Below are 15,124 nucleotides of genomic sequence, written 5' to 3' on the forward strand. Positions count from 1 at the left end.
GTTTTGCTCACTTAAATGAAGAGGTAAATCCCACATTATCCGAGCACAGGCATGGTCTGATTAATGAGTTGAATCCCGGCGGGATGATTTATATCGATCGATATGACAAAGACTGTGCGACTGCGGGGAGATCCCTCGCTGCGCGCGGGATAACGCAGAAGAGATAATTTCTATTGTTAGCTGTGTTGCTGAACAGAGAAAGGCTTGTAATCAAGCAGGACAAATTCGATATGTTTGTGTTTTTTTAAGACCATTGATATAATTTGGCAGCATTTTTGTCATTTCTTGACTAGGAGTTAAGTGTGAAATTAAAACTGTCCATTCTCGCTTTGTCACTGGCGTTGTTCAATGTTCCTGCTTTTGCCAGGGAAATTTCCCTGCGCGAAAAAATAGGGCAAATGCTGATTGTCGGCTTTGAGGGTAAAAATGTTGATTCCAATGCCGCGATTATAAAAGACATAGAGCAATACAATCTGGGTGGTGTAATTTTGTTTGACTATAATTATAAAACCCTGTCATTTGATAAAAATATCGAAAGTCCCGCTCAGGTTAAGAAACTCAACGAAGACCTCCAGGAGTTGACCCGTTTAGCCAATAAGAAAGCCCAACGCCCTCAATTACCCCTGATTATTTCTGTGGATTACGAGGGGGGATCTGTGGATCGCCTGAAGCAGGATTATGGTTTTCCTAAAACCTGGTCTGCAGTGGATGTCGGTAAAATGAGTCAGGCTGAGGCAGGGCAAGCGGCCCAGACAATGGCAACTACCCTTAAAAAAGTAGGCTTTAATCTTGATTTTGCGCCTATTCTCGATGTCAATGTGAATCCTCAAAATCCGATTATCGGCTTACTGAATCGAAGTTTCTCTGCGGATCCGGAACAGGTGAGTTATTATGCGGATATTATGGCCAGTCGTTTTTTAAAAGAAAACGTTCAATGTGCCTACAAGCATTTTCCCGGGCATGGCAGTTCAACAGCGGATTCGCATCTGGGTTTTGTTGATGTGACCCAAACCTGGCAGGCCTATGAACTGAACCCCTATCGCGATCTAATCAACAGCAAATCCGCCTGCGGTATGATTATGACCGCCCATATTGTCAACAGGCAACTGGATGAGTCGGGTTTGCCGGCGACTTTGTCGTATAAAATATTAACAGGTCTTCTAAGACAAAATCTGCATTTTAATGGGGTAATCATTACTGATGACATGCAAATGAAAGCGGTCAGTGAGCATTACCGATTGGAAGATTCCCTGCCCCTGGCTATCAATGCCGGTGTTGATATGCTCATTTTCGGTAATCAGATTACCGACAAGGCACAGGATCCCAGGCAGGTTATCGATATTATTGAAGCCAAGGTCAAATCGGGAGAAATTAAGGAATCACGCATTGACGAAGCCTATGAACATATAGTCAAATTTAAACAAAGCATGCTGCCCAAGGAATAAATTGACTGCCTTCATTCCCGCTAATAAGACTCCTCCCCGACTGTTGTCCCTTGATGTATTTCGCGGAATAACTGTGGCGTTAATGATTCTCGTCAATAGCCCAGGAAATCCGCAAAGTTATGAATTTCTGGCTCATTCTCATTGGAATGGCTGCAGTCTGGCAGATCTGGTCTTTCCTTTTTTCATTTTTATGGTGGGTGTTTCAGCTGTCTTCTCAGTTCAATCCAGTCGAACACGATTGCAGACCAGGCAGCTGGTTTCAAAGATTTTAAAACGCAGTATCATGCTGTTTCTATGTGGACTATTGCTCAACGCAATCCCTCATTTTTCCTGGGAAACGCTAAGAATTCCAGGCGTATTACAGCGCATCGCCATCTGTTATTTCTTCGCGGCAGTATTAGAACTTTCAACCAGTATACGCTTTCAAGTGGCTCTTACCGTGATGATTTTAATAGCTTATTGGCTCTTCATGGCCTATTTTCCGGTGCCGGGAGCAGTAGTTGGCAGTTTGACTCAGGAATCCAATCTGGCGGCCTATGTGGACAGGCTGCTTATTCCGACGGCGCATTTATATCAACCACTTTATGATCCCGAAGGAATTTTATCGACATTCCCTGCCATCAGCACGGCCTTGCTTGGTAATTTAAGCGCTCATATTCTTATTAGCTCCCGGCAAAAAAATAGGATTGGTATACTGATAATATTGGGATTGTCGCTTTGTGTTTCTGGCTGGTGCTGGGGGCATTGGTTTCCTGTAAACAAAAGCCTGTGGTCAAGCTCTTTTGTCTTGTGGTCTGGCGGCCTGGCTATTTTAGCGTTTAGCTTTTGCTATTGGCTGATTGATCTGAAGAAAAAACAGAAGGCATGCGGCCTCTTTAAATTTTGGGGAGCGAATGCTTTAAGTTTGTACGTATTTCACATCATCTTCCTCAAACTGCAATTTCTGATTCATATTGAAAGAGAAGGTCAGATGCTTAATTTTAAGAATTATCTGACGCAACTGGCTTTTGGCTGGGCCTCTCCAGCAATGGCCTCATTGCTCTATGCAGTCAGCTATCTTGCCTTTTGTAGCCTTTCCATCGCTCTCTACAATGACTGGAAAAGCAAGAGAGCTTCCCGAGTATCCATTGCCACCTGAAGATTAGCAGGGGGCTGTTCGGATTCTCTGCAATAGGTTATAATTCTGGACAATTTTGTTTCAGTGAGTAATTCATGATTGCCATTCTTGAAGCGTATCGTGCCGGATTATTAAACCGTAAATTCTGGTTATCCAATATTATTTCAGGCTCTATTGTTGGGGTTGTGGCCTTGCCTTTAGCAATGGCATTTGCTATCGCATCCGGGGCGAAGCCAGAGCAGGGTATTTACACGGCGATTGTTGCCGGGTTTCTCGTTTCTGTATTTGGCGGCAGCCGTTTACAAATCGCCGGACCAACTGGTGCTTTTATCGTTATTCTTTCTGGTATCACCGCTAAATACGGCATTGATGGCCTGCAGATTGCCACCATTATGGCGGGCTTTATGCTGTTCTTTCTAGGACTTGCCCGTTTGGGGGGCATCATCAAATTTATCCCTGATCCTGTGATCGTCGGATTTACAGCGGGGATAGCTGTCATTATCTGGGTTGGACAATGGAAGGACTTTTTTGGTTTACCGGCAATTTCGGGTGAACATTTTCATCAAAAGCTTTGGCAATTAATTCAAGCCTTGCCGCAATTCCATCTGACAACTACCTTGCTTGCCCTTTTTTCTCTGGCAGTGCTTATCATCGCACCACGTATATCCTTTTTAAAGCGCATCCCTGCTCCATTAATCGCATTGGTTATTGCCACTGCTTTGCAAGCCATCTTTCAGTTTGATGGCGTTAACACGATTGGTAAGGCGTTTGGCGGGATTCCGCAAGGCTTGCCTTCACTTAATTTTCCTCCGGTCACAACAGCAAGAATTATTGAACTGATTGGTCCGGCGTTTACTATAGCCATGCTAGGTGCTATTGAGTCACTTTTGTCTGCTGTGGTAGCAGACGGAATGGCAGGTACAAAACATAATTCCAATCAGGAGCTGATAGGGCAAGGTGTGGCCAATATTGTCGCGCCGTTTCTGGGCGGTTTTGCTGCCACCGGAGCTATCGCCAGAACAGCGACCAACATTCGTAATGGTGGAAATAGTCCTTTATCCGGAATAGTTCACGCGCTGATGCTGGTACTGATTATTCTGGTGCTGGCTCCGCTTGCGGTTAATGTGCCTCTGGCGGTACTGGCGGCCATTCTATTTGTCGTTTCCTGGAACATGAGTGAAGCGCGCCATTTCATTAAAATGCTTAAGCAGGCTCCGCGCGCGGATATTGTCATCCTCCTGGTGACGTTTGCACTGACCATTTTTGCTGATTTAGTGATTGCGGTAAATATTGGGGTGATTCTGGCGGTGCTGCATTTTGTTCGACGTATGGCCTCCAGTGTCGAAGTACGTGAGGCGGATGAAAAAGATATCCAGCAGGAATTAAAAGAAAATGGCATTGAAAAACTGCCAGCGGGTACTCAGGTTTATACCGTTGAGGGCCCCTTCTTTTTTGCAGCGGTTGAGAATTTCGAACATGCGCTGGCTGCTACACATACCGACCCCAAAGTGCTGATCATTCATTTGCGCTGGGTGCCATTTATTGATATCACTGGTTTGCAAACCTTAAAAGAAGCGATTGGTAATCTCAAACGCCGCGGCGTGAAAGTCATTCTCTCCGGAGCGAATACCCGGGTAACATATAAACTGGAAAAAGCGGGAGTGAATGATTTGATAGGCTCTGAGAACATAATGCCAGATATCAGCAAGGCAATTGCCGCCTCGCTTTAGGTCAAAAAGCGCCCCCTTTTTTCTGATAGAAAACAACGTAGGTCGGGCGCTTCGCCCGACGTTCTATTGTTTAGAAAAATCATCCTCGCCATCATCAGTTGACTGCGGAGAAACTGAAGCACCGGGGATTCTGCGGGTTTCAAACGCCCATTCGCCCAAGTCAATTAATTTGCAGCGCTCCGAGCAAAAGGGGCGAAAGCTGTTTTCCGGCTTCCAGGTATTCGTTTTGCCGCAGATAGGGCAGTTAATTTTTTTTGATTTTTGCATAATGAATAATTCCAAAAACTACAGCCAATTATCCCAGGCCATGTCCTGTGTTAAAACCGAGAGCCTGGCCGCATGTAGCAGATGATTCAGGCTTGTTCGATGTATTATGAATCAAGGGAGGATAATGATCAGCATCTTTTGTATTAATCTCAGAATTGAATTGTTCTGCAGAAAAAAGCGGCTCTTTTTGCAGTGTCTTCAAATGCTGCCTGGATGTTTTAAGGCTTTTATAGAGCCATTTCTTTTTGGCTTGCTGGTCGCTCATCTCAACGGCCTGACTGGCAGCAAACAGCGCGAGCCCAATGGCCAAAGCCAATATCCCAAGACCCAGAACAGGAAAACTGCCAAATCCGGCAAATAAACCCATACTGCTCAACAAGCCCGAGAATCCTGAACTAAATCCTGCTACCGAACCAAAGGTACCCGCAAATACGATAAATGCGATTTCCCTTTTCTGATCAGCAGTTGACCCTTTTGCATATTCTGAATGAAAGCTAAGCAGCAAAAACTCATATAAAGGCTCCCTTAAAGCGGATTTACGCTCATCGCCCTGCAAGGTGAGGACATGCAGCCATTGCTGTTTATTTCGTTTAAGGCTAGCAAGAAATTGCAAATTCAGGGAGAAATCCTGAGCGGAATTTAATTCTATCTCATTAAGCCAGTTTCTGAGGAATTGATAGAAGTCCTGATTGAAGCCCCTATTCGCTTCGCATTGCTTCTGATAGGCCAGTTGAGCCTGGTTAATCAGCAGGTAAAATTGATTGAGATACTCTTCTGAGTAGCGCTTGAATTTATCGGATAATTTGTTCTCTTTTTTCTGAAAATATTGATAGGTCCAGTAAAGGACCGGTATCGATACCAGAGCAAAAAGGCCGCCGCTTAAAACTCCGAGGCTAACAGCGGCACTGCTGCCTGCAGCCAGTCCAAAGATGGCTACGGAAAGCCCTAAAAAAGGCCAGGCAACTCCGGATGCGGTTCCTAAACCAGCAAATGCAGATCTCAGTAGAGACATATTCTCTCCTGCTTATTAAAACGGATGGCCAGGCATTAAAATCCCTGAATAGCCTGTGTGACCATAAAAAACCAGTTTACCCCACCGTAAAATCTTCTCCAATGCCTGGAACTACTTTCCAATCGCAATTTGCGCCATGATACGCCAGTGCATTAATGTCTGGTTGTGCTGGTCCATTGGCAGTGACTACAAAAACGCAGGTCTGGGATTCAAATCCCGCTGTTTCCTTTATGGCGGTAATCGTGTAGGCAATATCGAAACTGGCATTATCAGAAAAACCGAATCCATATCGCAATCCCTGCGTGGGTGAAATCTGAAATTCATTAACGGGCTGACAGGATTCGTCAACCAGTAAACCTGTCTGGCTGATTATTCTCATCGTTATTTTCCAATTGCCTTCGGTACTACGGATGTCATGCCAGGTGTGAACATCACAGCGCGGTGAAAAAGCAAATGCAGAGCTGCATAGGGCCAGGAGACAAAAACCGGCTAATTTCATCTTAAATCCATTTAAGCTAAAGGCGATATCATACACGAATGATAATCATTTTCAATTGAATATTTATAAATTCAGCAGGTGCTTTTTTCTCGAGAAAAGTATAAAATTTGCCCATTGGAAAATTAATGGACCCAACATGATTTATTTCAGCTATCTCTATTTTCTGTTTACAGGAATTTTTCATACTGAAATTCACCCTTTCAATTTAGGCGATGCTAAAATCCAGATCATTCGCCAGGCCGGCCAGGGAAAAACGCTGGTGCATTTGCATGAAAATGAGAGTACCGCTCTACAGGCTGCCAAGCTTTATGTGGATTCTAACGGCGGCACATTAATTACCTTACATCATTCTGGAAAACGGAACATTGTTTTCTACCTCAAAAAGCAGCGCTATGAATTTGATCCTAACAGGATATTTACTGATGCGGGCATCAAAAAAACCTTAACGCAGTATGGTAACTATTCACCGTCTGCGCATCGCGAAGTCAGACGATTTGCCAAAGCCATTCTTGAGTTGATTCCTCCCGGAAAAGTCATTGCGGTGCACAACAACCAGGGCTATTCCATCCAGGAGTATTTTCCGAAGCACCCTCTGGCATCGGATGCCAAGGCGCTGAATTATTTACGCAATTCCAATTTCCGTAATTTTTTCTTTGTGACCCGACAAGAAGAATTTTATAGGTTGAAACGTCTGGCATTCAATGTCGCATTACAATCAGACACGGCCCAGGATGATGGTTCTCTGTCTTACTTTCTAGGAAAGGACAATTATATTAATATCGAAGCAGGATATGGACAGTTAACGGCTCAATTGCAAATGTTATTTAATGCCTGAATAAAAAAGACACCCGAAGGTGTCTTTTTTACCATTGTAAGGATTAAACTGGAGGTGGCGTTCCGCCGCCAAACAAGTTCAAAATAAGTAAAACAACGAACACAACCAGGAACAGGAAAAACAGAATTTTAGCGATACTGGTTGCTGTGGATGCAATTCCCCCAAAGCCAAAGGCGCCTGCGATAATTGCAATCACCAGAAAAATAAGTGCCCATCCTAACATAGAGATCTCCCTATCTTAAGTTAACGGCATCTTTCAATGCCCTTCACTTTAATAATAGTCAAATTAGATTCACTAGTAAAATCGACTAGCTTTCATTTGGATCAAAGCTTTCAAACTCATCCTCGTTAAAAGGATCATATTTTTCGCGTTGCTTCTCTTTTTTAGCAAGCTCCTTATCCTGCAGGTCATTGGTTTGCCTGAATAGCGCATCAATGTCCTCATCGGAGTAATTTCCCTTTCTATCGTTCAGCTTCTTAAACGCATCGTTATTCATCGCTCTATTCTATTTAAAATGGTTTTATATAGTTTAGTGCAGAATAATCCCCCTCGCTTTTGCTCATCCTGGCCCACTGATTTCCTGGACTCGTATTCAAACGATAAACAGGCTAACATAATAATAATTGAACTGTTTAACTGGATGAGATAATGCGGGAATTTAACTTGCTTGATCAATGTCTTGCTCAAATTGATACGGCAATTCGCAGCCTTTTGCCACCGGAAAAACGGGAAACGGCGAGGGTATCCCCGGCACAGGGACTTAAGGAGCCGCATTTAAGCATGCAGGAAAGGAAGCATGTTGCCGGCCTGATGCGCGTGAATCATGCCGGGGAAGTATGTGCGCAGGCCTTATATCAGGGGCAGGCGCTCACCGCTAACCTGGATCACGTCCGGGAAAAAATGACCCAGGCTGCCAGTGAAGAGGTGGATCACCTTGCCTGGTGTGAGCAGCGTTTGAGAGAACTGGGCAGTGAACCCAGTATTTTAAACCCTGTCTGGTATGCCGGCTCACTCATTCTGGGAGCGGTGGCTGGTCTGGCTGGCGATAAGGTGAGTCTGGGATTTTTGGCCGAAACAGAAAACCAGGTCTCCACACATCTTAAAAATCATTTAAAAAATCTTCCTGCTGAGGATCACAAATCACGTGCAATTATCGAGGAAATGGAACAGGACGAAAGTAATCATGCCCATGAGGCGATTGAAGCGGGAGCAATGGATCTGCCCTTGCCGATAAAAAAGATGATGTCTGTAGTCTCTAAAATAATGACTAAAACCGCTTATTATATCTAACCATGACTATTTTATTAATTGCCGCAGCTTTTCTCCTGGTTCTGCTCAATGCGTTTTTTGTGGCGGCAGAATTTGGCATGGTCCGTTTGCGCACGACTCGTGCGGCAATTATCGCAGAGGAATATCCCTGGCGCGGCCGGATCCTCGCCAGAGTGCATAGTCAGCTTGACGCCTACCTCTCCGCCTGCCAGCTGGGTATTACCTTGGCCTCTCTTGGTCTTGGATGGATTGGAGAACCAGCCTTTTCCGAGCTGATTTCGCCGCTGCTGCATCAAATGGGTATTCAAAGCCAGGGCCTCGTTGAATTTATCAGCTTTGTCTTTGCCTTTTCGCTGCTCTCTTTTTTACACATTGTTGTCGGAGAACTGATGCCCAAATCCTTAGCGATTCGGCAAAGCGAGCAAATCTCACTATGGACCGCTGCTCCCCTCTATTATTTTTACTGGCTGATGTTTCCTATTATCTGGATGCTCAATTACTCATCCAATTTTTTTCTGAAATTGCTAGGGCTTGATGTCATACATCCCGGGGAACAATCCCATTCGAGCGAGGAAATCAAGCTAATTCTGCAATCCAGTCAGCAGCATGGTGAGCTGAGCTCTCAGGAAAGCAATATTCTGGCGCAAACCTTAGAGCTTGCTGATCTTCGTGCGGATGACGTCATGCAGTCCTCCAATGACATGATTAAATTGCCCAATCCTGTTGAAAAGGATAGCCTGATAGAAATTCTGAATCGTTATCGCTACAGCCGCTATCCTGTCTTTGATCAAAAAACAAAGAAAATCATCGGCCTTTTGCATGTGAAAGACATACAACCCTTGCTGCATAGAACAGAGAAAGCTGGGCTTTTGAATCTACAGGAATTGGTAAGGCCGATTCCTAAAGTGTCTTATCGCATGCCGGCCCTGGTTTTGCTAAGACGCTTCCAGGAAGGAATGCCGCATTTTGCTCTGATTGTCAGTCGTCAGGGAGGAATAATTGGCTTTATCACCCTGGATAATCTCCTGCATTTGGTTTTGGGAGTAATCAAAGACGAGTTTCATAAAACGCAGGATGCCTGGATTGAACACAAAGACGGGTCGTTTACCGTAAAAGGCGATTGTCCTCTTTATACCATTGAGCGCGCCTTGCACAGGGAGCTTAGTTTGTCTGAAGAGCAGGAAGAAGAGGCGGCAACCATTGCCGGTTTGATTTTACATCAGTTAGGATCGGTGCCGACCCAAGGTGAAACCATTGAATTTAATGATTTTGTTGTCCGTATTGAACAGATGCAGGGTGCGAGGATTGCCAAAGTGCGAATTAAACCCCTTGTCAAAGCAAATGATTAATCCAGAGACCCGGATTTTAAATCGATCTCGAAATATTGTATTAGTTTAGCCGTAGAAAGCCTGGCCAAAAGGTCAGATTAACGCATAACTGGAAATAACAATTATGGATTCTGCCTGGTTCATCATTCTGGTTATCATGATTGCCTTTGTTTTTGATTTTATTAATGGTTTTCATGATGCCGCCAATTCCATCGCCACCATTGTGACCACTGGTGTATTAACCCCTCGCCAAGCCGTATTATGGGCCGCTTTTTTCAATTTTATCGCTTTTCTGGTTTTTAATTTAATGGTTGCCAAAACCATTGGCAGCGGCTTAATTGACACCTCAATTGTCAGCGCGCCATTAATCTTTGCTGCCTTGATCGGTGCTATCTCATGGAATTTGCTGACCTGGTATTATGGTTTACCTTCCAGTTCCTCTCATGCTCTGGTCGGAGGATTAGCGGGAGCCGCGGTCGTCAAAGCCGGATTTACAGCGCTTATCCCAATGGGCTTTCTTAAAGTGATCGCCGGTATTTTCATTTCTCCCGTTCTTGGAATGTTGCTTGGTTTTCTATTTACAGGTGTTTATAAAATTGCCGCCGGTAACTCTCATCCAAGACAGATACGGCGGACTTTTAAACTGTTGCAGCTAGCATCTTCGGCATTTCTCAGTCTGACCCATGGCGGCAATGACGCGCAAAAAACCATGGGCATAATTGCAGTCCTGCTTTTCTCAGCGTCCTGGTTGGGTGATAAGTTCTATATACCATTCTGGGTAGTTATCTCCTGCCATTTGGTGATAAGCCTGGGAACTCTCGCCGGTGGATGGCGAATTGTGCATACAATGGGGAATAAAATAACCAAATTGAATACGCTCAAAGGCAGCGCCGCTGAAACAGGAGCAGCCATAACCATTTTCGTAGCTACAGAATATGGAATTCCGGTGTCAACCACGCATACAGTCACAGGGGCAATTGCGGGAGTTGGACTCGTTGAAGCCCAGGGAGCGTCAGGAACACGCTGGTCAATCATACGTCGAATCTTTCTTGCCTGGCTGCTGACCATTCCGGCAGCAGGCCTCGTTGCGGGAGCAGTGATGTATATAATATACTGTTTTTATTGACTTTTTAATAATTAACAGAATATAGTGCCGTCAGGGGATTTTAACCTGTTTTTTTTATCAAATAATCAAAAAACGAACAAATTGATTAGTTTAATAGGTTGTAAAAAAAAAATAATGTGATAAAATTGTCGACTGTCCTGCCTTTTTGTATCTTTTGAAATCAATGTGAAAATTTTCTTGCCATATGTCCTGTAATTCGGTAGAATGCGCAGCATCTTAGCCGTTGCCTGACGAGCATGAAGTCGAAGTCTGAAAGCTTTAAAAAAGTTGAAGAAGAGTTAAAACCCGATGCAGAAGAAATGTATAAAAAAGGGTTGTCGCAAGCACTCGCCTTCATGCTGGCAATACCCGGCAGGTTAGACGCGCAAGCAAGGCTGCTTGCCAAAAAGCTCCATGATGACGGCGATATTTACATTGCCTATTCCGTTACCGATGCCTTCAATCTCTCCATTAGTAATCTGAAACTGTTTTGGGATTTACTTCTTACAAACTCTTCTCGAAACTCTTCCGATGCCCTGCACGACTGGCTGCTAACACCAGTTGGAATCTCCATTGCAATTACCGAATCCATCAGTCTTATTGCCCTGTCGGTTATGGGTAATTATTTCGATGAGAAAGATAAAAACTGGTTTAAGAGTGCTGTAGCCACCTATTGGCCCTACCTGCGCGATGTGATGAAAGCATTAAAAAATGCGTATAAGGGCATACGAAGTCTTTTGCAAATTGCAAATGTTCTTGACAATAGCAAGGCATTTAACTTTCTGATTTTGCCAATGGGACTTAGTTTTGGAATATTGGCAGCGCTCAACCGCATCTGGTATCGGCACATGCTCAGCATACGCAAAGAGTCAATGCGCCTGAATGCCAAATATCTGGATATGATTCAGGATAGAAAAGACCTGGCTGCCAATGAGATTGAAGAGTTTCGTGCGGCGGTCAGAAGGCAGACTACTCGTGTGCGAGTGATGGCCCTCATGGCAGCTACCTATGGCGGAATCATCGATAGCCTTTACCTTTATCTGGGGGTAATGAGTTTATGCCCGTTGTCTATACCTGCTTTTGCTATCATGACGGCGTTCAGCCTTATTTACTGTGTGACCTGCGTCGCCACTCGCCTTTATGAAGAGTATGATTATCAGCGTAAGCTGGTAATTACACAGGCTAAAATTGAACTAGCGCTTTACACCCAGGAATATCGCGATATTCTGACCCAGAAGTTTGCTGAGTTAGAGCCCTTGACGCTGGAAATTTCTAAAAGAAGTTCAGCTTATCTGGGCTCTCTGGCCAAGCGGGCTCTTGGAGATACCGAGCTTGATGCTTTATCGGCTGATGAAAAACAACATCTCGAGGAATACACGCAGCCTCGGGAAAAGCACAATTACAAAGAGTTTAAAGAGCAACACGAGGCTTTAACCTCTGAAATCTACGAAATATTGAAAGGATTTGCCGAGCGGCGTCAGCGCCTGCAGGATTTGGTTTTACTTTCAGATTCTTCAGCTTTTCTGGCGGGTTTAAAAAATGGTTTGGCAGCCTACGGTGCGGTGGCGAGTATGGTATTCTCGGCTGCCACGTTTCTGACCTTAGCCTCTGTTCCATTTCCACCCCTGTTAGTAATTGCCTTTGTGTCTTCTGGTCTGGCTCTGTTGATTGGGTTTGTGGCTTATACAATGTATGCCAATTACAAGCACCGTATTCAACAAACACCGGAAAAGAGAGATCCATACTCCCGCCTCTCCGATTTTCTGAAAAATTGTACTGATTTACAGGATCCTGAAAAAATGAGTGCTCAGGAAGAAGTGGAAGCGGTTCTGGCAGAAGGGCTTCTACTCGATCCTTCGCCGCAACAGCCTTTCCAGGAGTGGTTTGAAGTAGTGCGCGCAGCCAACCCTAACAAAGGGCTCAAAGCGACCGATTTTATCCTTAATCCATTACAGGATGTCGATAAAAATGGACATTATCATGATACGCCGCTGATGGTGGGGTTGGGGGTAGTGAGTTCTGTCGTGCATTCGCTGATTTTGGGCGGCAGGGCTTTGGCGCGTGGATTTGGACGTGATGCCATTGATGCTGTGTCCAAAAAGGACGGCCAGGATATTGAAATGCAGAATATGGCTGGTAAAGGCCAGGATTATCCGCCATTCGATGACTATGAAGAAGACAAAACCTATGATGAAGCTGAGGTGAAAGATCTTAAGGAGCAGCCCAGTCCCACATCGAAACAGGGATCAGGACGGCCTGTTGAACGACATCCTGACTCCCGTAATAATTTTCACCGTCGTTCAACGTCCATGTTTTCCCTCTCAAGTCACCCAGAATCTGATATATCCATAGGCAGACCTTCGCAAGATGATGCCGTTTCTATAAAAGCGCTGAATTCACCCAGATCTCGTGGAATATTTAGCCGATCTGATAACTCCAAACCCACTGATAGCTCACGACTCACTTACGCTGCGGGTACATCGATCATTTCTTCTGATACAAGCATGGGTTTAATGTAGGATCATTATACATTTTAAACTGATGATATACCCGGAATGTCCGGCTTCCTGCTCTGATTTCCTCAATGAATTCTCGTAAACATTGCTGCAACTGTTGCTGTTGAAGGTGAAGAGTATCCAGTTTTCGCTGGCATAATTGACGATGAACGTCACTGGCATCCTCGCGCCTTGTTTGTAAATCCATGTGATAGGTTTTAAGAGCCAGAATGGATAAACGATCAATAATCATACCGGGTGTTTCAGAATGAACAGGGCAGCTGGCTGAAGTGCTGGGCGATAACTTGTTATACAACCACTCATCCATTGCTTCCATACGGTTATTTCTCTGCTGATTAAAACCGTCGATTTCTCGTTTTGCCTCATATACATACTGAAAGCCCTGATCGTCTCGTCGAGCACGATCTTCAGCATTCCATAACTGAAAGTTAAAGGCATGGTTTTCTTCGACCAGAGCAAAAAAGTCCTGTTGAGTGAAGCGAAGCGCTTCCTCTTTCCAGCGGATGATGGATTGCTCATGCAGGTCAAAAAGGGCATCAAGATCAATACGCATATGTAAAACCCGGGATGTAAAAAGGCACTAGTGTAGCATGTATCTCTATCAGCTGTGAAACTTACTGGGTCTGGTCAAAATACTGGGAATAAATTTTGACATAAGTGCCATCATTTTCCATGCTCAGCAGGGCTTTATTGATACGGTCAACAAGAGCCTGTTCGCTTTTATTGGCCATAATACCGTAACCGATACCAATTTTCATTTCAGGACCAATTAATTTGAAGTCGCCATTAGCGCTCCAGTATTTGGAGGAACCTTCATCGAGAATAAGCGCGTCAATCTCGTTATTGCTCAATGCCTGAAAAATTTCGGGCTGCGTCGAGTATTCAATAATCTGAATGTTGCTGTTAAATTTTTCAAGCAGCATTTCTTTGAAAATTGTGCCTTTTTCCGAGCCCACTTTTTTTCCGGCCAGATCATTGAAGGCGTTTATCGGTGATTTGGTGCTGGTCAGAAGCTGACCGCTGCTGGGAAGATAAGGCAGACTAAATAGATAGCTTTCCTTGCGATCATCAGTTATTGTAATAGCTGCGATAGACAGATTAATTTCTCCGCTATAGGTTTTTACCATTAATTGTTCAAAAGTCATGGGAATAAACTGACAATCAGCCTGAATGCGGCGACAAACCTCCTCCATGATATCAATATCAAATCCAAAGAAATGATTGGATTTGTCAGCGGCCATTTCAAAAGGAGGAGCGTAGGGAAGTGTCCCGACAGTGAGGGTTTCGGCGTGCAAAACGCTGCTAAACAGGAGTAAAACCCCCCATGCCAACTTTTTCATTGTATAACCTTATTGAATCGAGCTCGAGAATGGATAAAAAATAGTGATTACAGTCACTATAGCCTAGCTAAAGCAAGAGGTACAGTCTACAAAATTGTGATACTATCAGTAGACAGTTGCCAGCCTTTCGCAGAAACGCGAGGTTTATCAAAATCAGGAGGTTATTAATGAGATTAATTATAGCTGCTTTGCTTCTATTGCCCTCTTTAATAAGTCGAGCAGACAATTTTCCCACTACCTGCCAGCCTGTAACAGTTCAGGGTGAAACCGTGATGTTGAAGACAAAACAGCCGGTCGTTATTTTGATCCATAATCTATCCGAATCTGATTTATGGATTACTCACCCGGTTTCCGAGCCCGATGCGAGTGCCGGGTGGAGCAGTCGTTTGACCGCTGGTAATTGGTCTGCGCTGAGTCTCGATAAAAAGAAATTTGAGCTAAGTTGTATCGAATCCAGACCGGGCCATGAGCAACAGATTCCCTGTGAGGGAACGATTGCTGTGTGTGCCTGGACCGGTGTAAAAATTCCGGAAAAGAATGCCGGCACCTTCTGGGCTGCAGAAAATATGCCCCTTGCTTCCCTGTCAGCAAACCTGGGTGGACGAGGATTTAAATTACCTGATCAGTCTCAATAAATGGTAGACTGAACAATATAATTAT

At 44.4% G+C, this 15,124-nt stretch carries 16 protein-coding genes; 9 read left to right on the forward strand and 7 right to left on the reverse strand.

Going from position 1 to position 15,124, the window contains the following annotated elements; translation table 11 throughout:
- Positions 1–302 precede the first annotated feature (302 nt).
- From LXA66_RS10790 to LXA66_RS10800, 3 genes are all read left to right on the forward strand, one after another.
- Positions 303–1,445 (forward strand): glycoside hydrolase family 3 N-terminal domain-containing protein, encoded by a 1,143-nt coding sequence (locus LXA66_RS10790; protein ID WP_233013188.1) that lies wholly within the window; start codon positions 303–305, stop codon positions 1,443–1,445.
- A gap of 1 nt (position 1,446) precedes the next feature.
- Positions 1,447–2,583, forward strand: coding sequence for an acyltransferase family protein (locus LXA66_RS10795; protein WP_233013189.1), 1,137 nt, complete (start codon positions 1,447–1,449; stop codon positions 2,581–2,583).
- Between the two features lie 74 nt (positions 2,584–2,657).
- The gene (locus LXA66_RS10800) at positions 2,658–4,292 is read left to right on the forward strand and encodes a SulP family inorganic anion transporter (protein WP_233013190.1); all 1,635 of its coding nucleotides are present in this window, start codon (positions 2,658–2,660) and stop codon (positions 4,290–4,292) included.
- Between the two features lie 63 nt (positions 4,293–4,355).
- Here the strand turns inward: LXA66_RS10800 and yacG are convergent, their stop codons facing one another.
- From yacG to LXA66_RS10815, 3 genes are all read right to left on the reverse strand, one after another.
- A complete protein-coding gene (gene yacG, locus LXA66_RS10805) occupies positions 4,356–4,559 on the reverse strand; it encodes a DNA gyrase inhibitor YacG (protein ID WP_133139587.1) in 204 nt (67 codons plus the stop codon).
- 28 nt (positions 4,560–4,587) lie between these two features.
- Positions 4,588–5,571 (reverse strand): hypothetical protein, encoded by a 984-nt coding sequence (locus LXA66_RS10810; RefSeq protein WP_233013191.1) that lies wholly within the window; start codon positions 5,569–5,571, stop codon positions 4,588–4,590.
- Positions 5,572–5,647: 76 nt separating this feature from the next.
- Entirely contained in the window at positions 5,648–6,070 is a 423-nt protein-coding gene (locus LXA66_RS10815) for a hypothetical protein (protein ID WP_233013192.1), read from the reverse strand.
- A gap of 136 nt (positions 6,071–6,206) precedes the next feature.
- On the opposite strand from LXA66_RS10815, the gene LXA66_RS10820 reads away from it, so the two are divergent.
- Positions 6,207–6,905, forward strand: coding sequence for a protein tyrosine phosphatase (locus tag LXA66_RS10820; protein ID WP_233013193.1), 699 nt, complete (start codon positions 6,207–6,209; stop codon positions 6,903–6,905).
- Positions 6,906–6,948: 43 nt separating this feature from the next.
- Here LXA66_RS10820 and LXA66_RS10825 read toward each other — a convergent pair whose 3' ends face one another.
- Both LXA66_RS10825 and LXA66_RS10830 read right to left on the reverse strand, forming a co-directional pair.
- Positions 6,949–7,128 carry a DUF1328 domain-containing protein gene (locus tag LXA66_RS10825; RefSeq protein ID WP_058506793.1) on the reverse strand — a complete coding sequence of 60 codons (180 nt, stop codon included), beginning with the start codon at positions 7,126–7,128 and terminating at the stop codon, positions 6,949–6,951.
- 85 nt (positions 7,129–7,213) lie between these two features.
- Positions 7,214–7,402 (reverse strand): hypothetical protein, encoded by a 189-nt coding sequence (locus LXA66_RS10830; RefSeq protein WP_112218940.1) that lies wholly within the window; start codon positions 7,400–7,402, stop codon positions 7,214–7,216.
- A 152-nt stretch (positions 7,403–7,554) separates the two neighbouring features.
- Here LXA66_RS10830 and coq7 point away from each other — a divergent pair, with 152 nt between their 5' ends.
- The 4 genes from coq7 to LXA66_RS10850 all read left to right on the forward strand — a co-directional run bounded on the left by coq7 (position 7,555) and on the right by LXA66_RS10850 (position 13,127).
- Positions 7,555–8,196, forward strand: coding sequence for a 2-polyprenyl-3-methyl-6-methoxy-1,4-benzoquinone monooxygenase (coq7, locus tag LXA66_RS10835; protein WP_112218941.1), 642 nt, complete (start codon positions 7,555–7,557; stop codon positions 8,194–8,196).
- A 2-nt stretch (positions 8,197–8,198) separates the two neighbouring features.
- Positions 8,199–9,524: a hemolysin family protein gene (locus tag LXA66_RS10840; protein WP_233013194.1), complete on the forward strand. Its 1,326-nt coding sequence runs from the start codon at positions 8,199–8,201 to the stop codon at positions 9,522–9,524.
- A 103-nt stretch (positions 9,525–9,627) separates the two neighbouring features.
- Positions 9,628–10,629, forward strand: a complete 1,002-nt coding sequence (locus tag LXA66_RS10845) for an inorganic phosphate transporter (RefSeq protein ID WP_112218943.1) — start codon at positions 9,628–9,630, stop codon at positions 10,627–10,629.
- 236 nt (positions 10,630–10,865) lie between these two features.
- The gene (locus tag LXA66_RS10850) at positions 10,866–13,127 is read left to right on the forward strand and encodes a hypothetical protein (RefSeq protein ID WP_233013195.1); all 2,262 of its coding nucleotides are present in this window, start codon (positions 10,866–10,868) and stop codon (positions 13,125–13,127) included.
- Here the strand turns inward: LXA66_RS10850 and LXA66_RS10855 are convergent.
- Complete coding sequence (locus LXA66_RS10855) at positions 13,093–13,677, reverse strand: DUF4254 domain-containing protein (RefSeq protein WP_233013196.1); 585 nt, start codon at positions 13,675–13,677, stop codon at positions 13,093–13,095. The two genes, LXA66_RS10850 and LXA66_RS10855, sit on opposite strands and share 35 nt — an antisense overlap.
- 61 nt (positions 13,678–13,738) lie before the next feature.
- Positions 13,739–14,464, reverse strand: coding sequence for a transporter substrate-binding domain-containing protein (locus LXA66_RS10860; RefSeq protein WP_233013197.1), 726 nt, complete (start codon positions 14,462–14,464; stop codon positions 13,739–13,741).
- 167 nt (positions 14,465–14,631) lie between these two features.
- On the opposite strand from LXA66_RS10860, the gene LXA66_RS10865 reads away from it, so the two are divergent.
- Entirely contained in the window at positions 14,632–15,099 is a 468-nt protein-coding gene (locus LXA66_RS10865) for a hypothetical protein (protein WP_112218947.1), read from the forward strand.
- The last annotated feature ends 25 nt before the right edge of the window (positions 15,100–15,124 follow it).

It is taken from the genome of Legionella sp. 16cNR16C, from assembly GCF_021297775.1.
Classification (GTDB): domain Bacteria; phylum Pseudomonadota; class Gammaproteobacteria; order Legionellales; family Legionellaceae; genus Legionella_C; species Legionella_C quinlivanii_A.